18 protein-coding genes are annotated in these 20055 nt (G+C 69.1%); 13 read left to right on the plus strand and 5 right to left on the minus strand.

What is annotated here, in order from left to right; all coding sequences use genetic code 11:
- Positions 1 to 25 precede the first annotated feature (25 nt).
- The 4 genes from tgt to hpnE all read left to right on the plus strand — a co-directional run bounded on the left by tgt (position 26) and on the right by hpnE (position 5252).
- Positions 26 to 1261: a tRNA guanosine(34) transglycosylase Tgt gene (tgt, locus tag ACPCHZ_RS05840; RefSeq protein ID WP_423483900.1), complete on the plus strand. Its 1236-nt coding sequence runs from the start codon at positions 26 to 28 to the stop codon at positions 1259 to 1261.
- Positions 1262 to 1368: 107 nt separating this feature from the next.
- Complete coding sequence (locus ACPCHZ_RS05845) at positions 1369 to 2586, plus strand: saccharopine dehydrogenase family protein (protein ID WP_423483901.1); 1218 nt, start codon at positions 1369 to 1371, stop codon at positions 2584 to 2586.
- Positions 2587 to 2596: 10 nt separating this feature from the next.
- Positions 2597 to 3901 (plus strand): acetyl-CoA hydrolase/transferase family protein, encoded by a 1305-nt coding sequence (locus ACPCHZ_RS05850; protein ID WP_423483902.1) that lies wholly within the window; start codon positions 2597 to 2599, stop codon positions 3899 to 3901.
- Positions 3894 to 5252: a hydroxysqualene dehydroxylase HpnE gene (gene hpnE / locus ACPCHZ_RS05855; protein ID WP_423483903.1), complete on the plus strand. Its 1359-nt coding sequence runs from the start codon at positions 3894 to 3896 to the stop codon at positions 5250 to 5252. The genes ACPCHZ_RS05850 and hpnE overlap by 8 nt, the downstream gene beginning before the upstream one ends.
- Here hpnE and ACPCHZ_RS05860 read toward each other — a convergent pair.
- From ACPCHZ_RS05860 to ACPCHZ_RS05870, 3 genes are read right to left on the minus strand one after another with little or no spacing between them, the layout of a single operon-like run.
- Positions 5239 to 6030 (minus strand): amino acid ABC transporter ATP-binding protein, encoded by a 792-nt coding sequence (locus tag ACPCHZ_RS05860; protein ID WP_423483904.1) that lies wholly within the window; start codon positions 6028 to 6030, stop codon positions 5239 to 5241. The two genes, hpnE and ACPCHZ_RS05860, sit on opposite strands and share 14 nt — an antisense overlap.
- Positions 6027 to 7481 (minus strand): ABC transporter permease subunit, encoded by a 1455-nt coding sequence (locus ACPCHZ_RS05865; protein WP_423483905.1) that lies wholly within the window; start codon positions 7479 to 7481, stop codon positions 6027 to 6029. Before ACPCHZ_RS05865 ends, ACPCHZ_RS05860 begins: the two co-directional genes overlap by 4 nt.
- A gap of 59 nt (positions 7482 to 7540) precedes the next feature.
- Positions 7541 to 8431, minus strand: a complete 891-nt coding sequence (locus ACPCHZ_RS05870; RefSeq protein ID WP_423483906.1) for a hypothetical protein — start codon at positions 8429 to 8431, stop codon at positions 7541 to 7543.
- A gap of 14 nt (positions 8432 to 8445) precedes the next feature.
- Between ACPCHZ_RS05870 and ACPCHZ_RS05875 the strand changes: the two genes are divergently transcribed.
- Entirely contained in the window at positions 8446 to 8706 is a 261-nt protein-coding gene (locus ACPCHZ_RS05875) for a hypothetical protein (protein WP_423483907.1), read from the plus strand.
- Between the two features lie 233 nt (positions 8707 to 8939).
- On the plus strand, positions 8940 to 10067 hold the full coding sequence (locus ACPCHZ_RS05880) for an FHA domain-containing protein (RefSeq protein WP_423483908.1): 1128 nt from the start codon (positions 8940 to 8942) through the stop codon (positions 10065 to 10067).
- Positions 10068 to 10076: 9 nt separating this feature from the next.
- On the opposite strand, the gene gluQRS is transcribed toward ACPCHZ_RS05880, so the two are convergent.
- Positions 10077 to 10958 (minus strand): tRNA glutamyl-Q(34) synthetase GluQRS, encoded by an 882-nt coding sequence (gluQRS, locus tag ACPCHZ_RS05885; protein ID WP_423483909.1) that lies wholly within the window; start codon positions 10956 to 10958, stop codon positions 10077 to 10079.
- 54 nt (positions 10959 to 11012) lie between these two features.
- Here gluQRS and ACPCHZ_RS05890 point away from each other — a divergent pair, with 54 nt between their 5' ends.
- Complete coding sequence (locus tag ACPCHZ_RS05890; RefSeq protein ID WP_423483910.1) at positions 11013 to 12326, plus strand: HNH endonuclease; 1314 nt, start codon at positions 11013 to 11015, stop codon at positions 12324 to 12326.
- On the opposite strand, the gene ACPCHZ_RS05895 is transcribed toward ACPCHZ_RS05890, so the two are convergent.
- Positions 12274 to 13344: an ATP-dependent DNA ligase gene (locus ACPCHZ_RS05895; protein WP_423483911.1), complete on the minus strand. Its 1071-nt coding sequence runs from the start codon at positions 13342 to 13344 to the stop codon at positions 12274 to 12276. The genes ACPCHZ_RS05890 and ACPCHZ_RS05895 overlap by 53 nt on opposite strands.
- An 87-nt stretch (positions 13345 to 13431) precedes the next feature.
- Here ACPCHZ_RS05895 and ACPCHZ_RS05900 point away from each other — a divergent pair, with 87 nt between their 5' ends.
- From ACPCHZ_RS05900 to ACPCHZ_RS05925, 6 genes are read left to right on the plus strand one after another with little or no spacing between them, the layout of a single operon-like run.
- Positions 13432 to 14028, plus strand: a complete 597-nt coding sequence (locus ACPCHZ_RS05900; protein WP_423483912.1) for a TetR/AcrR family transcriptional regulator — start codon at positions 13432 to 13434, stop codon at positions 14026 to 14028.
- Entirely contained in the window at positions 14025 to 15233 is a 1209-nt protein-coding gene (locus ACPCHZ_RS05905) for a cytochrome P450 (RefSeq protein ID WP_423483913.1), read from the plus strand. The genes ACPCHZ_RS05900 and ACPCHZ_RS05905 overlap by 4 nt, the downstream gene beginning before the upstream one ends.
- Positions 15234 to 15285: 52 nt before the next feature.
- Positions 15286 to 16338, plus strand: coding sequence for an ATP-dependent DNA ligase (locus ACPCHZ_RS05910; RefSeq protein WP_423483914.1), 1053 nt, complete (start codon positions 15286 to 15288; stop codon positions 16336 to 16338).
- Positions 16338 to 17387, plus strand: coding sequence for a non-homologous end-joining DNA ligase (gene ligD, locus ACPCHZ_RS05915; protein WP_423483915.1), 1050 nt, complete (start codon positions 16338 to 16340; stop codon positions 17385 to 17387). The genes ACPCHZ_RS05910 and ligD overlap by 1 nt, the downstream gene beginning before the upstream one ends.
- 10 nt (positions 17388 to 17397) lie before the next feature.
- Positions 17398 to 17904, plus strand: a complete 507-nt coding sequence (locus ACPCHZ_RS05920) for a hypothetical protein (protein ID WP_423483916.1) — start codon at positions 17398 to 17400, stop codon at positions 17902 to 17904.
- A 45-nt stretch (positions 17905 to 17949) separates the two neighbouring features.
- Entirely contained in the window at positions 17950 to 20052 is a 2103-nt protein-coding gene (locus ACPCHZ_RS05925) for a DNA/RNA non-specific endonuclease (protein ID WP_423483917.1), read from the plus strand.
- Positions 20053 to 20055 lie beyond the last annotated feature (3 nt).

The following is a 20055-nucleotide window of genomic DNA, read 5'->3' on the forward strand; positions in this document are numbered from 1 at the left end:
CCGCCGCCGGTGTTGAATACCTGACGTGGACGAGCGGTTCTTCACGGTCGAGGCGGAACTGCCGGGGCAGTTCGGCCGTGCCGGTGTCATCCACACCCCGCACGGCGAGATCCGGACGCCGGCCTTCATCGCGGTGGGCACCCAGGCCACCGTCAAGTCGGTGCTGCCGGAGTCGATGAAACAGCTTGGCGCACAGGCCGTGCTCGCCAACGCCTACCACCTGTACCTGCAGCCCGGGCCCGACGTCGTCGATGCGGCGGGCGGCCTCGGCGCGTTCATGAACTGGCCGGGGCCGACCTTCACCGACAGTGGCGGGTTCCAGGTGATGTCGCTGGGCGTCGGATTCAAGAAGGTGCTCGCGATGGACGCCAGCCGGGTGCAGGCCGACGACGTCATCGCCGACGGCAAGCAGCGGTTGGCACACGTGGACGACGACGGTGTGACGTTCCGGTCGCACCTCAACGGGTCCATCCACCGGTTCACCCCGGAGGTGTCCATCGGCATCCAGCAGAAGCTGGGCGCCGACATCATCTTCGCCTTCGACGAGCTGACGACCCTGGTGAACACCCGCGCCTATCAGGAGCAGTCCGTGGAGCGCACGCACGCGTGGGCGGTGCGCTGCCTCGCCGAGCACCACCGGCTCGCCGCGGCCGATCCGCAGCGCCCTCGCCAGGCGCTGTTCGGTGTGGTGCAGGGCGCACAGTACGAGGACCTGCGGCGGCGGGCGGCGCGCGGGCTGGCCGAGATCGGCAGGAGCTCCGGCCCCGCCGAAGGCCTGAGCTTCGACGGCTACGGGATCGGTGGCGCGCTGGAGAAGCAGAACCTCGCGACCATCGTCGGCTGGGTCAGCAGCGAGCTGCCCGCCGACAAGCCGCGGCACCTGCTCGGCATCAGCGAGCCCGACGACCTGTTCGCCGCGGTCGCCGCCGGCGCCGACACGTTCGACTGCGTGTCGCCGTCACGGGTGGCCCGCAATGCCGCGGTGTACTCGGAGAGCGGCCGGTACAACGTCACGGGGTCGCGCTACCGCCGCGACTTCACGCCACTGGACGACGGGTGCGACTGCTACACCTGCGCGCACTACACCCGGGCCTACGTGCACCACCTGTTCAAGGCCAAGGAGATGCTGTCGGCGACGCTGTGCACGATCCACAACGAACGCTTCATCGTCCGTCTGGTCGACCGGATCCGCGCGGCGATCATCGCCGGTGAGTACGACGAACTGCGCGAGCACGTGCTCGGGAGGTACTACTCGCACTGAGACGGCCCGCGACGTAATCCGTCGCCGTTCTGCGATAAGGCGACGGATCCATCGCCGGAAGGCGCTAAGCTCGCCGAAATCCGCACGCATTGGGTACGGTCGTGCCCATGCGGATTCTTCTTGTCGGTGCCGGCGGTGTCGGTGCGGCGTTCTGTTCGATCGCCGTGCGGCGGGACTTCTTCGAGCAGATCGTCGTCTGCGACTACAACGAGGCCAGTGCGCAGCGCGCCGTCGCGGCCGTCGGCGACCCGCGGTTCACCGCAGCACGGGTCGACGCCACCTCGGCCGACGCGGTCGCCGACCTGGTTCGCGAGCACCACATCACCCACGTGATGAACGCGGTCGACCCGCGGTTCGTGATGCCGATCTTCGCCGGCGCCCTCGCCGGCGGCGCCGACTACCTCGACATGGCGATGAGCCTGTCGCAGCGCCACCCCGATCAGCCCTACCAGCTCACCGGCGTCAAGCTGGGCGACGAGCAGTTCGCGGTGGAGCAGGACTGGGCGGCGGCAGGCCGGCTGGCGCTGGTGGGGATCGGGGTCGAGCCCGGGCTCTCCGACGTCTTCGCGCGCTACGCCGCCGACCACCTGTTCTCCGAGATCGACGAACTCGGCACCCGTGACGGCGCCAACCTGACTGTCGAGGGCTACGAGTTCGCCCCGTCGTTCTCCATCTGGACCACCATCGAGGAGTGCCTCAACCCACCGGTGATCTGGGAGGCCGATCGCGGCTGGTTCGTCACCGAACCGTTCAGCGAGCCCGAGGTGTTCGACTTCCCGGACGGCATCGGACCCGTCGAGTGCGTCAACGTCGAGCACGAAGAGGTGCTGCTGATGCCGCGCTGGATCAAGTGCAAGCGCGCCACGTTCAAGTACGGCCTCGGCACCGAGTTCATCGACATGCTCAAGGCGCTGCACAAGTTGGGCCTCGACCGCACCGAGAAGGTGACGGTGGGCAGTGCGAACGGCCCCGTCGAGGTCAGCCCCCGCGACGTCGTCGCCGCGTGCCTGCCCAACCCGGCGACCCTCGGCCCGAAGATGAAGGGCAAGACCTGCGCCGGGCTGTGGGTGACGGGCACCGGCAAGGACGGCAAACCGCGCTCGACGTACCTGTACCACGTGGTGGACAACGAACAGACGATGGCCGAGTACGGCCATCAGTGCGTGGTGTGGCAGACGGCCATCAATCCCGTTGTCGCACTGGAACTCCTGGCCAACGGCACATGGAGCGGGCGCGGCGTGCTGGGGCCGGAGGCGTTCGACGCGCAACCGTTCCTCGACCTGCTCAACGATTACGGCTCACCCTGGGGCGTCAAGGAGCTGTAGTTTCGGGCGCATGCCCCAAGAGCTCACCGCCGAGCAGGCCGCCGAACGACTGACTCCCGCCGACACGTTGGGGATCCCACTCGGCCCCGGCCAGCCCCCCGCGTTCCTGCGCGCACTCGGGGAGCGGGAGGACTGGACGGATCTCCGGGTCTTCGGCGCACTGCTGGTCGTGATGACCGACCTGTTCTCCCGGGAGGGTGTGCACTACCGGTCGGGGTTCTACGGCCCCCTCGAGCGGGCGCTGCTCGGCGCGGGCGCCCGGGTGGAGTTCGCGCCCGCGGACTTCCGCCGCTTCGGGCCGCTGCTCGAGCGTCAGTGCCCGCGGGTGATGACGACTGTCGCCGCGCCGCCGGATGGCGACGGCTGGTGCTCACTCTCGCTGCACGCGGGCGGGACCATCGACGAACTGCGGCGCGCGGGCGCTGATCCCGACCGGCTGCTGGTGGTCGAGGTGTCGGAGGCCTACCCGCGCACCTTCGGCCTCGGTGAGCAGCACCGCCATGCCCTGAACGTCGACGAGATCGACATCCTCGTCACGTCGAGCGACGCTCCGCTCGAATTGCCGGGCGGCGACGCGGAACCGTCCGACGCCGACCAGGCCATCGCGAAGCACGCCGTCGGCTTCATCTCACCGGGGGCGACCCTGCAGGTCGGAATCGGCTCGATTCCCAATCAGATCGCGACGCTGCTCGCCGAGGGCGACGGCGGCGACTACGGACTGCACAGCGAGATGTTCACCGACGGCTGCATGAAGCTGCACCGCGCGGGCAAGATCAGCAATGCGCGCAAGGGCCAGTACGACGGCGTGAGCGTCACGACGTTCGCGTTCGGCTCCAAGGACCTTTACGCCTGGCTGGACGGCAACACCGACGTCGCATTCCTCCCGGTCGAGATCGTCAACTCGCCGGAGGTCATCGCAGCCAACGACGGCATGATCTCGATCAACGGCGCCCTCGCGATCGATGTCCAGGGTCAGGTCGTCGCCGACACCATCAACGGCGACCAGTTCAGCGGGATCGGCGGCGCCGAGGACTTCGTGGCGGGCGCCGGACTCGAAGTGTCGGACCGCTCGCTGATCTGCCTGCCCGCGACGTACACGAAGGACGACGAACTCCGTTCGCGGATCGTGCCGGCCTTCGGCCCCGGCGCGCTGATCACGACGCCACGCCACCACGTCGACGTGATCGTCACCGAGTACGGCGTCGCCGAACTGGAAGGTCTCACCGTCCGCGAGCGCGGTGAGGCACTGGCCGCGATCGCCCACCCGAAATTCCGCGACGAACTCCTGGCGGCCACGGAAGGCACGAGTGCCTGACGACGCGCGCCGCTTCGTCGTCATCGGGGGCGGTCTCGCCGGCCTCGCCTCCGCGGTGTGGCTGGCCGAGGAGGGCAGGGACGTCACCCTGCTCGAACGCCGCGGCCAACTCGGTGGGCGCACGCACGCCATGCGCGCCGACCTGATCGACGACGTGCCGGACAACGGTCAGCACGTCGTCGCGAGCGGGTATCAGAATCTGTGGCGCTACCTCACCAGCGTCGGCACCCGTCAGTACATCGAGTTCCCGAAGCGCTCGACCCTGCGTTGGCCCGACGGCCGCAAGACCACGGTGCAGACCAGCGGAATCCGCGCGCTGCGAACACTGTTCGGCGTGCACCCCGACGCCGGTCTGCTCGACCGGCTGCGTGCCGCCCGCGCCACCATCCGCCTCGGCATCCAGGCGTTGCGCCAACCCGCGGACCTCGCCGACCTCACCACCGAGCAGTGGTTCGAGCGGGTCGGCATGCCGGCCACGGCCCGAGAAGCGCTGTGGGACTGGCTCGCTCTCGGCATCGCGGCCGAACCGGTGTCGCGAGAGTCGGCCCGGGTGTTCGCCAACGTGCTGGCCACCGGCATCCGCCTCGGCATCCGGCACCGCGTGCCGGTCACCATCGGCTATCCGACCGTCGACCTGGGCACCCTCTACATCTCGGGCGCCGTGAAGCTGTTCGAGGAGCGCGGCGTCACGGTGCGCTACCGCACCGTCGCACGGCGCGTGGTCATCGAGGACGGCGCCGTCACCGGCGTGCTGCTGGCGGACGGCACCACCGTCGCAGCCGACGCGGTGATCTGTGCGGTGCCCAACTCGGCGATCGGCGGACTGCTCGACGACCTGCCCGAGCACAGCGAGATCTACGCCGCCGCAGACAAACTGGGGTACACCCCGATCGTCAGCACCAACCTCTACCTCGACCGCCCGCTGGGCACCGAATCCGCGTTCGAGGGGCTCATCGGCGGCACCGGGGTCATCGACGAGGTGTTCGACCGACAGATCATGCACGGCAGGCGCACCGACCGGGCGTGGCTGTACTGCCTGACCACCAGCGGCGCCTACGAGCAGATCCACAAGAGCAACGACGAGATCGTCGAGGAGCAACTGGCACTGCTGCGTCGCTACTATCCTGCGGCCGCAGATGCGAAAGTGGTTCAGGCGCAAGTGGTCAAGATGCCGAAGGCGACGTTCTCACAGGTGGTCGGCACCGACGCGCTCCGCCCGCCGCAGCGCACCTCGGTGCCCTCGCTCGCGCTCGCCGGGGACTGGACCGCCACCGACTGGTCGGCGACCATGGAGAGCGCGGTGCAGAGCGCGGCGCGCGCCGTCGACCTGGTGCTCGCTACAGAGGGTTGAGGATCCGGTCCAGGAACTGGCGGGTGCGCTCCTCTTTCGGATTGCCGATCACCTCGTCGGGCGTGCCCTGCTCGAGGATGATGCCCTGGTCGGTGAAGAGCACCTGTTGGGAAACCTGCCGGGCGAACTGGATCTCGTGCGTGACGATCACCAGGGTCCAGCCCTCGACGGCCAGATCCTTGATCACCGAAAGCACCTCACCGACGAGCTCGGGATCGAGCGCGGAGGTCGGTTCGTCGAACAGCACCAGTTTCGGCTTGAGCGCCAGAGCCCTGGCGATGCCGACGCGCTGCTGCTGGCCACCGGAGAGCTGGAAGGGGTACTGGTCGCGTTTGTCGGAAAGACCCACCTGGCCGAGCAGCTCGACCGCCTCGGCCTCGACTTCGTCGCGGGGCCGCTTCTGGACGATCAGCGGACCCTCGGTGACGTTCTGCAACACCGTCTTGTGCGGAAACAGGTTGTGACTCTGGAACACGAAGCCGCTGCGCGACTGGAACCGGCGCACCTCGGGTTTGGGCACCGGGGTGGAGAAGTCGATCTCGACGTCGTCGACCCGGATCACCCCGGCATCGGCTCGATCGAGCGCGTTGAGGGTGCGCAACAGCGTGGTCTTGCCCGACCCCGACGGGCCGATGATGGCGGTCGCCGTACCCCGCTCGACGGTGAACGAGACACCGTTGAGGACGTTGTTCTCGCCGAAGGCTTTGTACACACCCTTGGCGACGACGCGGTACTCGGTCTCGGATTCGGTCTGAGATTCGTTCGGGGAGTCGGTCATCGGGCCACGAACCTTTCCAGTCGGCGTTCGAAGCGGTTCTGGGCGAACGACAGCACCAGGCAGATCACCCAGTAGTACAGCGCCGCGGTGCCGTACAGGGCGAAGAACTCGAAGGTCGGCGCCGCCACGTTCTGCGCGGTCCGGAACAGTTCGGTCACCAGGATCACCGACGCCAGCGACGTGTCCTTCACCAACGAGATCAGGGTGTTGGACAGCGGCGGCACGGCCACCCGGGTGGCCTGCGGAAGGATGATTCGCCGCAGCGCGCCCGTGTAGTTGAAGCCGATGGTCTCGGCTGCCTCCCACTGACCCTTGGGAATGCTCTGAATGGCCGCGCGAATGATCTCCGCGGCGTAGCCGCCGACGTTGAGGCTGAACGCGATCACCGCCGCGGGGAACGGATCGATGCGCACGCCGATCTGCGGCAGCGCGAAGAACACGATGAACAACTGCACGAGCAGCGGCGTGCCGCGGATGATGGAGATGTAGAACCGCGACACCCCTGCCAGCAGCCAGTTCGACGACAGCCGGCCCAGCGCCACGACAAGGGCGATCACGAGACCGATGGCGAAGCTGATGATCGTCAACGGGATCGTCATGGTGAGCGCGGCCTTGGCCAGCGGCCACAGGTTGTCGGCGATCAATCGCCACGTGCTCTGTGGCGGCGGCTTGGACAGGTCGATGGTGAGGTACTTCTGCGACAGCTCCGAGAGCTTGCCCTCGGCGCGCAGTTCGTTGAGTGCACGGTTCAGTTCGGGCAGCAGGCCGCTGTTCTTCCGGGCGGCGAAGGCCTGCTCACTCGTCTCGCCCGTGTTTCCGGCGACCTTGATCGGAGCGTCGGGGCGTTCGGACAGGTAGGCCTGCACGCTGAGGGTGTCGTTGACGACGGCGTCCACCCGGCCGTCGTTGAGCACGGCCATCGCCTGGGCGAAACCGTCGACGGAGACGATCTGTGCGCCCGCCTGCCGCGCCACGTCGGCCCAGTTGCTGGTCGGGCTCTGCGCGGTCCGCTTGCCCTTCAGGTCGGCCAGCGACGTGATGGAGGTGTCGTCGGCGCGGGTGACGATAACGCCCTCGGCGGTCGAATACGGTTCGGAGAGATCATATTTGGCCTCCCGCTCCGGGGTGATGGTCACCTCGTTGGCGACGATGTCGAAGCGGTCGGCTTCCAGGGCGGCGAAGATCGAGTCCCACGACGTCTCGACGAACTCGACGCGCACCCCCAGCTTGTCGCCGACGGCGCGCGCGACGTCCACGTCGTAACCGGCGAGCTGGCCGCCCTGTGCGGGATCGTGGAACGAATAGGGCGGGTAGATGCCCTCGGTGCCGACGCGCAGGACCCCCTCGGCGGCGATCGGTTCGTCGCTCTGGTTCTCCGAGGACCCGCACGCCGACAGCACCAGCGCGGCGAGCAGGAGCACCGGCAGGAGGGCTCTTCGTAGGGAGTGCACCGGCGGACGCTAGCAAGCCGGCGGCACCATAAGAAGAGTTCTGCTCACGTCGTCATCGATCAGTGTGGGACGAGATCGAAGCGCATGGTGCCGTCGATGGGGATGACGGCGACGTGGTCGCGGCCCTTCTGCCATTCGGCGGGCACGACGACGTACTCGTGAGCCGTCCGGAACAGCAGTCGCAGACCCGAATACTGGAAGCGGTAGCGGCTGCCCTCGATGGTGGGGATCGGGTCGACTCGGATGCGGTCCTTTTCGAGCCCCAGCAGATTCTCGCTGTAGATGATGAGGTCGGTGCTTCCCGCCGACGTCAGAGTCGCGACGCGATCCGTCGCCGCACGTTCGCCCTTCTCGGCCGCGTAAAGCGCGGTCAACCACAGCACCCCACCTAGCACGAGCGCGCCGACGGTCAGCGACCACAAGCGTTCGATGCCAGTCCCGTTCGAAGTACCGAGGGCGAAGAGGCGGCGTGCGACGACCAGTGCTCCTGCCAGCACCAGGACGGCGGAGGGCAGCAGGTATCCGCGCGTCAGTTCGGCCCACTCCCACGACGAGACTCCGTTGAGGATGGCCGCTGTCGCCACGACGATCACGAGGGCGACGACCGCCGTCGCCACGCGGTACCACTGCGGGCGGTCGCGGACACGGTCGATCCCCGCCGCCATGTGTCGCGCGGAAGTGGCGAGAAGCAACCCGGCGAGGATCACCAGGACGACCGGCAGGATTGCGGACTCCAGACTGCGAACGACGTATTCGGTGGTCGACAGTCCGAGCGTGCCGGCGTCGACACCGAAGTAGCGGTAGAAGGCGAAGGTGTGGACGCGCCCGAAGTAGTAGAGCAGTGCGGCTATCAGCGCAGCTTGCGAAGCGATCGTGGTGAAAATGGTGACGACGGCGGGTGTCAGCACCACCGCCGGCGTCGTCCTGGGTCGGTCGGCGTCAGGGTTCATCGGACGTGGTCGGAATGTCGTCTGTGGTCGGCGGCACCGAAGTTTCCGTAAGAGTCGGTAGGACCGGGCTGCTGCTCGTCGCGGTACCCGTCGACACCGTCGTGGGCGGCGGCAGCGACGGGATCCCGTTCGGCGTCGTGGTCGTCGGGGTCACCGCCCCCGTCGACACGGTCGTCGTCGTTGTCGGCGGTGGCGGCGGCGGATCTTCTTGCGAGCACGCCACGGCGGCCACCGACAACACCGCTCCGACGACGACCACCACCGCCTGCGTGTAGCGCACATGTGCTGTCATGGCCGGACTCCCCACTGACGCCGCCTGATCGAGACGTCTTGACGCTATGGTCGGGTCGGCGGTGTGGCGCGAGTAGTCAGCTACCCGAATGCTGCCGCCACGGGGAGGACGGCGTGCGCGGACTCGACGCGGCAGCCAGCAATTCCCGTGCATAATCACTGATATCGGTGATCGATCACCATCGGCACAGACAGCGGCGAGAAGAAGCGGGAGGAAATGGCCTACGCAGGCATCGACCCACCGGTCGCCAGCGAACCCGGGCGCGAGCCTCCTGAGCTCACCATCCTGTGCGCCGACCACGCTCCGCACACCATCCGCGCCAGCGCAGGCGCCATCACCGTCGGCCGCGATCTGCCCGCCCACATCCGCATCATCGACCAGCGGGTGTCGCGCACGCACCTCCTCATCGAGCCCGCGGGCGGAGCCTGGACAGTCACCGACGCCCACAGCACCAACGGCACCTTCCTCGACGGCGAACGGATCGACGGCCGGGTCGCCGTGACCGACGGCCTCACTGTGCGGATCGGCCATCCCGACGGCATAGCCGTCACGTTCACACTCGCGGAGTCCGGCAATGCCGCGCACAAACCGCCGACGCTGCCGCAGAACCGGCACGGCGATCACGAGATCGACACCGACGAGATCGATCCGCGCACCGCCGTCGCGGGCGCAGCGGTCAGGGCCAGGCGCGAAGAGCTCGGCTTCTCCCGCCAGGACCTCGAGGACGACGGGGTGATTGCCAGGGCCGAACTCGCCGAGTTCGAACGCGGCGCCGTATGGCCCGGCGAGGGTGCGCGGGCCAGGATCGAGAAGGCGTTGAAGTGGCCGGTGGGCACCCTCGACCGGGTCCACTCGGGGGGAACCGTTCCGGACGAACCCGACGAGACGACCGAATTCATCACCGAGAGTGTGCGAATCGCGGTGCTCGTCGACTCCTACGAGCTGACGCTGAGTGCGATCAAGGCCAGGGCGGCGGCTCTGTCGCTCGTCTCGTCGGCGACGTTCGACGACGACGCGGCACTGCTGGCGGACCTGCGCCGGCTCGAGGCGTCCGTCGGCGACACCATCCGGGGCACCAAGGAGACGTCGGCGCTGGTGTTGGTTCTCAGCGCTGTGCGGCGCACCTACAACGAGCTGGTCTCGCGCGCCGCCGGTGCGCCCGAGGCGCCGTTGAGCGTGCGGCTGTACGCCGCCCGGCGCGAGGCCGAGCTCACTCCGGAGGAGACGGCCACCGCCGCGGGTGTGGACGCGCAGGTGGTGACCGACGCCGAGGCGGACCGCGAGATCAGCGCCGTCGCCGTCGCTGCGCTGGAGGCGTTCCTCGCCGAGCTGACCGGTCGCTGAGCGGATCCGCTACCCGGGCAGGTAGATCCACGGCTCGCGGGGTAGCGCCGCCGGATCGAACCGGCTCGCCAGCTCGCTGAGTGTGGCTGCCGGCCGGCCGAGGGAGTCGGCGATCTGAGCGACGGCACGTCCGACACCGATCTCGGAGAGGGTGACCGCGCCGTCGCGTTTGGCCAGCCGGGCGCCGTCGGCGTTGAGGACGAGCGGCACGTGGGCGTACGTGGATTCGGGATGGCCGAGGAGGCGGGCGAGGTAAGCCTGCCGGGGCGAGGACGCCAGCAGGTCGTCGCCGCGGACGATCTGATCGACGCCCTGGTCGGCATCGTCGACGACCACCGCGAGGTTGTAGGCGGGCACGCCGTCGCCGCGCCGGACCACGAAGTCGTCGACGACGCCGGTGTATTCGCCGTGCAGCAGGTCGGTGACGGTGTAGGTGTGTACGTCGGTGCGCAGCCGCAGCGCGGGCGGCCGGCCGGTCTCGGCGCGGCGGCGGCTGCGTTGCGCGGCGGTCAATTCCCGGCAGGTACCTGGATAGGCGCCCTCCGGCGCGTGAGGTGCTCTTGGGGCCTGCGCGATGTCTCTTCTGCTGCAATAGCATTCGTAGATGCGGCCGGCGTCGGTCAGCCGGTCGACCACGGCGTCGTATCGGTCGCGGTGCTCTGACTGCCACTCCGCGGGGCCGTCCCAGGTGAGCCCGATCGCCGCGAGGTCGGCGAGTTGCCGCTGCGCCACTTCGGATCGGGTGCGGTCGTCGAGGTCCTCCACCCGCATCAGGAAGCGCCTGCCGGTGGAGCGGGCGAACAGCCACGCGAGCACTGCGGTGCGCAGGTTGCCGATGTGCAGATCGGCCGACGGGCTCGGCGCGAACCGGCCCGCGGGGGTGCGGGTCACGACCGCAATCTAGCCGGAACCGGCGTGTCGGTGGGCGTCGGTATGATCGCACACATGTTCGAAGAGTTGTCGGCGGTGCCGTTCGGGGCTGACGAAGCCCGGTTGCATGCCCGGTTGGCGGAGTTGGAGACGGCCAAGGCCGCCTGCGCCGCCGGGCAGGCCCGGGTCGCCGCTGAACTCGACGCGATGCGCCGCGCGCGCGAGGCCGCTGAGGGTGTGCCGGCGGCGAAGCGGGGTCGGGGGTTGGCCGGGGAGATCGCGTTGGCGCGGCGGGCGTCGCCCAATCAGGGTGGGCGGCATCTGGGTTTCGCCCGGGCGTTGGTCAATGAGATGCCGTGCACGTTGGCGGCGTTGGAGTGTGGGGTGCTCACCGAGTGGCGGGCGACGTTGATCGTGCGGGAGTCGGCGTGCCTGTCGGTCGAGCACCGCAAGCAGTTGGACGCCGAGATGTGCGGCGAGATGGCTGCATTGGAGGGCCTGGGAGACGGCCGGATCGAGGCGAACGCGAAGAAGATCGCCTACCGGTTGGATGCGCAGGCGGTGGTCGACCGCGCGGCCAATGCGGTGAAAGACCGGACGGTGACGATCCGGCCCGCCCCTGATGTCATGGCGTACGTGAGCGCGCTGCTGCCGATGGCCCAGGGGGTGGCGGTGTACGCCGCGCTCAAGAATGCGGCCGACACCACCTGTGACGGCCGTTCCCGCGGGCAGGTGATGGCCGACACCCTCTTCGAGCGGGTCACCGGCCGGGATGCCGCGGACCCGGTGCCGGTGACGGTGGATCTGGTGATGTCGGATCGGGCGCTGCTGGGTGGGGATGGTGAGCCGGCGCATCTGCAGGGCTATGGGCCGGTCCCGGCGCAGATCGCGCGTCAGATGGTGGCTGATGCCGCGGGTGCGGGGGTGGCGGCGTTGCGCCGGCTCTATGCGCGGCCGTCGTCGGGGGCGTTGGTGGCGATGGAGTCGCGGTCGCGGTGTTTCCCGAAAGCCCTGGCGAGGTTCATCGATCTGCGTGATCAGCGGTGCCGCACGCCGTATTGCGATGCCCCGATCCGCCACCACGACCACGCCCACCCGCATCATCGGGGTGGGGCGACCAGCGCGGTCAACGCCCTGGGGGACTGTGCGCGGTGCAACTATGACAAGGAAGCCCCGGGCTGGCAGGTCGCCACCAGCGAGGCCGACGGCGTGCACACCGCCGAATTCGTCACCCCCAGCGGGGGCCGCTACCGCTCCACCGCGCCGCCGGCGCCGGGCAAACTCGACATCCTGGTCAAGCGCCCGCAACAGCGAATCACCTGCGGCGCGGCGCTACTCAAGAACCGGCTGCACCCAGACCCGGGACGATATCGCCCACGTCGAACGTGACCGGCCGCTCCAGCTGGTCATAGGTACACGATCGCGGCTCCCGGTCCGGACGCCAGCGGTTGAACTGCGCGGTGTGCCGAAAACGCCGGCCCTCCATGTGGTCGTAGCGGACCTCGACCACGCGCTCGGGGCGCAAGGGCACGAACGACAGATCCTTGCCGGAGTTCCAGCGTGAGCCGGCGTTGCGCTGCGGGCCGGCCTCCATGTGGGCGGCCCAGTTCCACGGATGGCCATCGAAAGTCGTGACGAGGGACTGCATTTCGGTGAACAGCGTCCTTCGTGTGGCCATGGGGAAGGCGCCGATGACGCCGACGGACGCGAGGACACCGTCGTCGTCGTAGAGCCCGAGCATCAGGGACCCGATCGCGTCGTCGCCCGACTTGTGCAGCCGGTATCCCGCCACCACACAGTCCGCGGTGCGCTGATGCTTGATCTTGAACATCACCCGCTTGTCCGGCTGATACGTCCCGTCCGGCGGTTTGGCGATCACCCCGTCCAGGCCGGCGCCCTCGAATTCGTCGAACCACCGCTGCGCCGTCGAGAGGTCGGTGGTGACCGGCGTGACGTGGATCGACGGGCCGGATCCGGCGAGGGCCTCGACGAGCGCGGCACGGCGCTCACGGAACGGCCGCCCGGTGTAGTCGGTGTCGTCGAGCGCGAGCAGGTCGAACGCGACGAACGACGCCGGCGTGGTGTCGGCGAGCATCCGCACCCGCGACGCGGCCGGGTGCACGCGCAGCTGCAGCGCCTCGAAGTCGAGGCCCGCGCCGGTGGCGATGACGATCTCACCGTCGATCACGCACCGCTGCGGCAGTTCGGCCGTGGCCGCCGCGACGAGTTCGGGGAAGTACCGCGTCATCGGCCGTTCGTTGCGGCTGCCGAACTCGACGGTGTCGCCGTCGCGGAAACAGATCGACCGGAAGCCGTCCCACTTTGGCTCGTACATCGCATCGGGCGGAATCGCCGGCACCGACTTCGCGAGCATCGGCCGTACCGGCGGCAGGACGGGCAGCTGCATCCGACCATTCTCGCCGTCGCCGAGCCGCGGTCGCACAAGATTTACGAGACGCTTGATTTCCGGAACTCGTCGGTTCAGTATTACGACATGCCGGGAACCGCGACGATGAGCCCGCCCGCCGAGCGCAGAGCGCGTCGAGGGCGCCCCCGAGACGACCGGCTGGACGCGCTGATCGTCGACGCGACCGTCGCCGAGGTCGCGGCCAAGGGCTGGGGCGGCGCGACCATCGAGGGAATCGCCACCCGCGCGGGCGTCGGCCGCGGCTCGATCTACCGCCGCTGGCGCAGCAAGGGTGAGCTCGTCCAATTCGTCGCGGTGTCCATCACCGCGCCGTCGGATTCGGTGGACACCGGATCCTTCGTCGACGACCTGTTCGCCGCCATGCTGCCGATCGCCGACATGCTCACCCAGCCCGAACTCGCCGCGCTGCTGCCTGCGCTGCTCGCCGAAGCCACCAACGACGAGTCGATCCGATCAATCGTGCGCACCTTCGCCGGCCGATGCTGCCAGCCGGTGCTCGACGCGGTGGAACGGGCACGCCGGCGCGGCGACGTCCCGGACGCGACCGACGCCGACGCACTCGTCGACATGCTCGCCGGCGGCCTCGTGTACCGGCGCCTCCTGCTCGGCGAAGCGGCCGACGAAGCGGCGGTCCGCGCACTCATCCGACAGGCCGTCTCATGAGCGAGATCACCGACGTCGACCTCACCGACCCGCAGCTGTACACGGCGGGCTTCCCGCACGAGGTCTTCACCGAGCTGCGCCGACGCGGCCCGGTGCACCGCCACCTCGCCGTCGAGGGCCGCCCGGCGATCCCGTCGATCCCGTTCTGGTCGATCGTCACCCACCACGAGATCCAGCAGGTCAATCGCGACTGGAAGACCTTCGAGGCCGCCGGCGGCCCGATGATGGCGGCGGACCCACTGCTGTCCGCGGGCCGGACCCTGGTGTCGATGGATCCGCCCGACCAGGCCGAGATGCGCCGGATCATCACCTCGGAGTTCACCCCGCGCATGATCGGTAGGCTCGAGCAGCGCATCGCCACTCGCACCGCGGACATCCTCGCCGCAGCGGCGGGCGGCACCTGCGACTTCGTCCGCGACATCGCCTACCAGGTGCCGATGCACCTCATCGCCGACATCGTCGGAATCCCCGAGACCGACCGGCCGTGGGTGTTCGAGCGGGTCGACCACCTGCTCAAGTCGGGCAACCCGTACAACGGCTACACCGACGAGGATCGGCTGGGATTCCAGGTCGAGCTCTTCGAGTATGCGCAGCGGCTCACCGCCGACAAGCGGGCCAACCCGACCGACGACGTCTGGACCAAGCTGGCCGGACAGCTCGACGGCTTCGAACTCGAGATGTTCTTCCTCATCCTGGCCATCGCCGGCAGCGAGACCACCCGCAACGCGCTGGCGCAGGGGCTCATGGAGCTGCTCGACGATCCCGCGCAGCTCGCCGAGCTGCGGGCCAACCCCGACCTCTGCGCGACCGCCGCCGACGAGGCCATCCGCTGGTCCAGCCCGGTGATCTTCTTCGGGCGCACCGCCACCGTGGACGTGACCATCGGCGGCCAGGACGTACGGGCGGGTGACCGCGTGCTGCTCTGGTACCCGTCGGGCAACCGGGACGAGTCCGTGTTCGACGACCCCTTCCGGTTCGACGTGCACCGCTTCCCCAACCCGCACGTGTCGTTCGGCGGAGGCGGTGTGCACTACTGCCTCGGCGCCAACCTCGCCCGCAAGGAGGTGCAGGTGGTGTTCGCGGCCATCGCGGCCGGCTACGACGTCGAGCTCGCCGGTCCCGGGGTGTGGTCCGGCGGCGGCCCGGTCCACAACGTGGGTATCGGCATCGACTCGCTGCCGATCCGGATCACGCCTCGCCGCTGATCCCGCCCCGTCGGGTCGATGACATTGCCCGGCGCATGCGGTCTGCACGACTATGGGAACCGTGCACCTACCCGTTCAGCCCCCCATCGAGCCGATGCTGGCCAAGGCGCAGGCCAAGGTGCCGGCCGACGCGGGCGTGTGGTCCTACGAGCCGAAGTGGGACGGCTTCCGCGCCGTCGTCTTCCGCGACGGTGACGAGATCCTCCTGCAGTCGCGCACGGGTAAGGACCTCGGCCGGTACTTCCCCGAACTGGCGGTGGCGCTGCGCGACGAAGTGGCCGAGCGATGCGTGCTCGACGGCGAGATCGTGGTGCCCCGCGAGATCGCAGGCCGGATCCGGCTGGACTGGGAATCGCTTTCGCAGCGCATTCATCCGGCGGCGTCACGGGTGAAGCTGCTGGCCGAGCAGACCCCGGCGCACTTCATCGGATTCGACGCCCTCGCCGTCGGCGACACACTGCTCACCAAGGAGCCCTTCCGCGTCCGCAGACAGGCGCTGGCCGACGCGGTGCACGAGAAGCAGTGGTGCCACGTCACCCGCACCACCGAGGACCCGCAGACCGGCGAGCAGTGGCTCGACACCTTCGAGGGCGCCGGACTCGACGGCGTGATCGCCAAACGGCTCGACGGTCAGTACCTGCCCGGCAAGCGGGAGATGGTCAAGGTCAAACACGCCCGTGACGCAGACTGTGTCGCAATGGGGTACCGCATCCACAAGAGTGGCGAAGGCGTCGGATCGGTGCTGCTGGGCCTGTACCGTGACGACGGAGAACTGCAGATGGTCGGCGGCGCAGCGTCGTTCAGCACCAAGGACCGCATCCGGATGCTGGCCGAGCTGGAACCACTGCGGGAAGGCGACGACGTGCGCGAGGGCGATCCGAGCCGGTGGAACTCCGCCGCCGACAAGCGCTGGATCCCGGTCCGGCCGGAGCGGGTGTGCGAGGTGCACTACGACCAGATGGAAGGCAACGGCGAGGCCGGCCAACGATTCCGGCACGCGGTGAAGTTCGTCCGCTGGCGGCCCGACCGCGACCCGCGCAGCTGCACCTTCGACCAGCTCGACGCGCCGCTCACCTACGACCTCTACGACGTACTGGAGTCCTGATGCCCACTCCCGCAGAGGAAGTCGACGTCGACGGTGTCAAGGTCCGGCTGACCAACCGCGACAAGCCGTATTTCCCGAAGCTCGGATCGAAGGGCACCAAGGGCACGCTGTTCGACTACTACCGTGCGGTCGCCGGCCCGATGGTCGCCGTCCTCCGGGACCGGCCGACACACCTGCAGAGATTTCCCGACGGCATCGACGGCGAGGAGATCTATCAGAAGCGGGTGCCGCAGAAGCATCCCGACTATCTCGAGACGTGCACCGTCACCTTCCCGTCGGGCCGCACGGCAGACGCGCTGAAGGTCACCCACCCGTCGGCCATCGCCTGGGCCGCGCAGATGGGCACCGTCACCCTGCACCCGTGGCAGGTGCGCTGTCCCGACACCGAGCACCCCGACGAACTGCGCATCGACCTCGATCCACAGCCGGGCACCGGCTTCAAGGAGGCCAGCGCGATCGCCGTCGGCGTCCTCAAACCGCTGCTCGACGAACTCGGCCTCGCCGCCTACCCCAAGACCTCCGGCGGCCGCGGCGTGCACATCTTCCTGCGCATCGAGAACAACTGGGACTTCGTCGCCGTCCGTCGCGCCGGCATCGCGCTGGCGCGCGAGGTGGAGCGACGCGCACCCGACGACGTCACCACGTCCTGGTGGAAGGAAGACCGCGGCGAGCGGGTGTTCATCGACTACAACCAGAACGCGCGCGACCGGACATTCGCCTCGGCGTACTCGGCGCGCAAGACCCCCATCGCCACCGTCTCGACGCCGTTGACGTGGGACGAGCTGGCCGACGCCGATCCCGACGACTACACGATCGCCACGGTGCCCGACTTCGTGGCGGGCCGGCCCGACCCGTGGGCGGGCATCGACGACACGGCGCACTCACTGCAGAAGCTCCTCGACATGGTGGCCGCCGACGAGGACCGCGGCCTCGGTGACCTGCCCTACCCGCCGAGCTACCCGAAGATGCCGGGAGAACCGCCACGCGTGCAGCCGAGCAAGAAGGTCGCCGCGAACTGGGACGAAAACGGCAACCGGGTGACCGAGTGACGGCCCGCCGATGGGACTGAGCGCTTGGGCCGACACCATCCGCAAGGGCGCGGCGGGCGCCGCGCTGGTCGCCATCGTGGTGGGCGGCGTCGGGGTCGGAACCTACCTCCTGTTCGCCTCCGATGACCTGGCCGATGCCCCCGCCGCGCCGCGGACCCCGATCGCATCGGTCGCCCCGCCGGTACCCGCGGCCAACGAGTTCACGGTCGGCGTCACGGTGACCGGGCAGAATTGCGCGCGGCCCGGCGAGTGCGTCTACACCTACACGATCGAACCGAAGTACGTCGGCATGCGCCCGCTGCCCGAGGAGGAATTGCAGGTGCGCTACCGGGTGAGCGGTGGGCGCGATCCCCAGGACGGCACCTTCACCGTGCACGGCAACGAGGCGCGGTACATGAAGGACGTCACGGTGGCCGGACCGGCCGGGGCGACGCTGACGGCCGCGGTCCTCGAAGTGGTGAAGAGCCCGATGTACGGACCCACCGTCGGCACTCCGCCGACATCAGGGGTGAGGTAGCGCACTACCCTGTACGGTTCCGCCCGGTGCGCACAGGCTCACAGCGTGGACAAACTGGACAGGTTGCGCACGGTCATCGGGCAGCTGGCCCCCGACGACACACCGGAGACGTTCCACGAGGGCGTCACACCGAATCTGGCCGGCACACTGAGCGATCCGAGGGGCGCGGACGCCGTCGACCGGCTGGCGCACCGCCAGGAGCTGGGGCCCGACGGCGAGTTCGCCCTCGAGGCGATCGTGCTGCCCGAACTACGGCCGGCCATCGACGTCGTCGACGGGGACTTCACCATCGAGGACCCGCTCTGGCAGCACCTCGACACCGATCCTGCGCTGCACGCGGCGATCAGGTCGACCCTGTCGTCGATCGGGCGGGTCGACCTGCCCGGCCACCCGTCGCTGCCCTACGGCGGCACCGCCTTCGTCGCGGGCGAGGGCCTACTGATGACGAATCGCCATGTGGCGGAGCTGTTCACGTCCGGTCTCGGAATTCGCGACCTGCGCTTCCTGCCGGGCATGAGCCCGGACGTCGACTTCGCTCACGAGGCGGGCAGCGACGCGTCGATCGTGCTCGACATCCTCGGCGTCGCGATGATCCACCCCTACTGGGACATGGCGCTGCTGCGGGTCGACGGGCTGGCCGGGCGACATCCGGTGCTGCAGCTGTCACTCGACGACCCGGCCGACCTCGTCGACCGGGAGATCGCCTGCGTCGGCTATCCGGCGTTCGACCCACGCAACGACGCGGCGGTGCAGCACAAGGTGTTCCGCGGTGTGTACAACGTCAAGCGACTGCAGCCGGGGAAGATCAGGGGCCGCGCGCCGACCACCAGCTTCGGCAAGCGTGTCGACGTCGGCACCCACGACAGCTCGACGCTCGGCGGCAACTCCGGTTCGGCGGTCATCGACGTGCGCACCGGTCACGTGCTGGCACTGCATTTCGCCGGCGTCTACCTCAAGGAGAACTACGCGGTGCCGGCCTGCGACCTCGCCGATGACCGGCGGGTGGTGGACAGCGGGGTGTCCTTCGCAGGCCGGCCCGCGCCCGCCGCCGGTGAGTGGGACACCTGGTGGCAGCAGACCGGCGCCGAGGCGCCCGCGCCGGCGCGGACCGCCGTGCCCGAACAGCTGACCGTCCGCTACGACATCCCCATCGAGGTCACGGTGCGGATCGCCGGCGCGCCGGTGACCGTGTCCGCCCCAGCTCCCACCGACCCCGTCGCCACCGAGGCGATGGTGGCACCACACCACGACACCGACTACAGCAACCGAACCGGTTACGACAGCGCGTTTCTCGACGGTCTCGAGCTGCCGCCGCCCGCAGCCACCGATCCCACAACGGTCGTCACGATGCAGGACGGCACGCCCTACATCCCCTACCACCACTTCTCGATCGTGATGGACAAGCGCCGCAGGCTGGCCGCGTTGACCGCGTGCAACGCCGACTTCTCGCCTGCCGCCAAGGAACCCGAGCCGGGGGACTACTCCCGCAAGGGGCTCTCGGGGTTGGGCCGCAACGACATCGAGTTGTGGTTCGTCGACCCGCGGGTGCCCGCGGAATTCCAGCTCACGGACCGGTTCTTCACCAAGGACCGCGGTGCATTCGACCGCGGGCACGTGGTGCGGCGCGAGGACGCCGCATGGGGCTCGAGCTACCAGGGGGTGCGCGACGCCAACGGCGACACCTTCCACATCACCAACTGCACACCGCAGGTCGCGGGGTTCAACCAGGCCAGGGCGAAGAACTGGGGCGCACTGGAGAACCTGATCGCCAAGCAGGCGGGCACCGGCCGGGTATCGGTGTTCGCCGGTCCGGTGCTCGCCGCCGACGACCCCGTCTTCCTCGGAGAAGGCCCGAACGGTCCGGTGCGCGTGCAGATCCCGGTGCGGTACTGGAAGGTGGTCGCCGCGGCCACCGACGGGAAACTGACCGCGTACGCCTTCCTCCTCGAGCAGGACCTGTCGAATGTCCCACTCGAACTGGCGATCCCGGACGTGTGGCTCGAGCTGATGGTCCCGGTGAAGAGCCTCGAGCGCGAACTCGTCGGCGTCAGCTTCCCGGCCCAACTCAAGAAGGCCGACCAGTCGGGCACCGCCCGCGGTGCTGCGCTGCGGGCGGCGACCGGAATCGAGCTGGCCGGGCCGGGCTGAGAC

This window comes from Mycobacterium sp. NPDC050041 (assembly GCF_049541695.1).
Classification (GTDB): Bacteria; Actinomycetota; Actinomycetes; order Mycobacteriales; family Mycobacteriaceae; genus Mycobacterium.

Bases quoted from the DNA above. Each gene is read 5' to 3' on its own strand.
- ACPCHZ_RS05845 (WP_423483901.1), top strand. From the start codon at position 1,369: ATGCGGATTCTTCTTGTCGGTGCCGGCGGTGTCGGTGCGGCGTTCTGT.
- ACPCHZ_RS05850 (WP_423483902.1), top strand. From the start codon at position 2,597: ATGCCCCAAGAGCTCACCGCCGAGCAGGCCGCCGAACGACTGACTCCC.
- ACPCHZ_RS05860 (WP_423483904.1), bottom strand. From the start codon at position 6,030: ATGACCGACTCCCCGAACGAATCTCAGACCGAATCCGAGACCGAGTAC.
- ACPCHZ_RS05870 (WP_423483906.1), bottom strand. From the start codon at position 8,431: ATGAACCCTGACGCCGACCGACCCAGGACGACGCCGGCGGTGGTGCTG.
- ACPCHZ_RS05875 (WP_423483907.1), top strand. From the start codon at position 8,446: ATGTCGTCTGTGGTCGGCGGCACCGAAGTTTCCGTAAGAGTCGGTAGG.
- ACPCHZ_RS05880 (WP_423483908.1), top strand. From the start codon at position 8,940: ATGGCCTACGCAGGCATCGACCCACCGGTCGCCAGCGAACCCGGGCGC.
- ACPCHZ_RS05890 (WP_423483910.1), top strand. From the start codon at position 11,013: ATGTTCGAAGAGTTGTCGGCGGTGCCGTTCGGGGCTGACGAAGCCCGG.
- ACPCHZ_RS05895 (WP_423483911.1), bottom strand. From the start codon at position 13,344: ATGCAGCTGCCCGTCCTGCCGCCGGTACGGCCGATGCTCGCGAAGTCG.
- ACPCHZ_RS05900 (WP_423483912.1), top strand. From the start codon at position 13,432: ATGCCGGGAACCGCGACGATGAGCCCGCCCGCCGAGCGCAGAGCGCGT.
- ACPCHZ_RS05905 (WP_423483913.1), top strand. From the start codon at position 14,025: ATGAGCGAGATCACCGACGTCGACCTCACCGACCCGCAGCTGTACACG.
- ACPCHZ_RS05910 (WP_423483914.1), top strand. From the start codon at position 15,286: ATGGGAACCGTGCACCTACCCGTTCAGCCCCCCATCGAGCCGATGCTG.
- ligD (WP_423483915.1), top strand. From the start codon at position 16,338: ATGCCCACTCCCGCAGAGGAAGTCGACGTCGACGGTGTCAAGGTCCGG.
- ACPCHZ_RS05920 (WP_423483916.1), top strand. From the start codon at position 17,398: ATGGGACTGAGCGCTTGGGCCGACACCATCCGCAAGGGCGCGGCGGGC.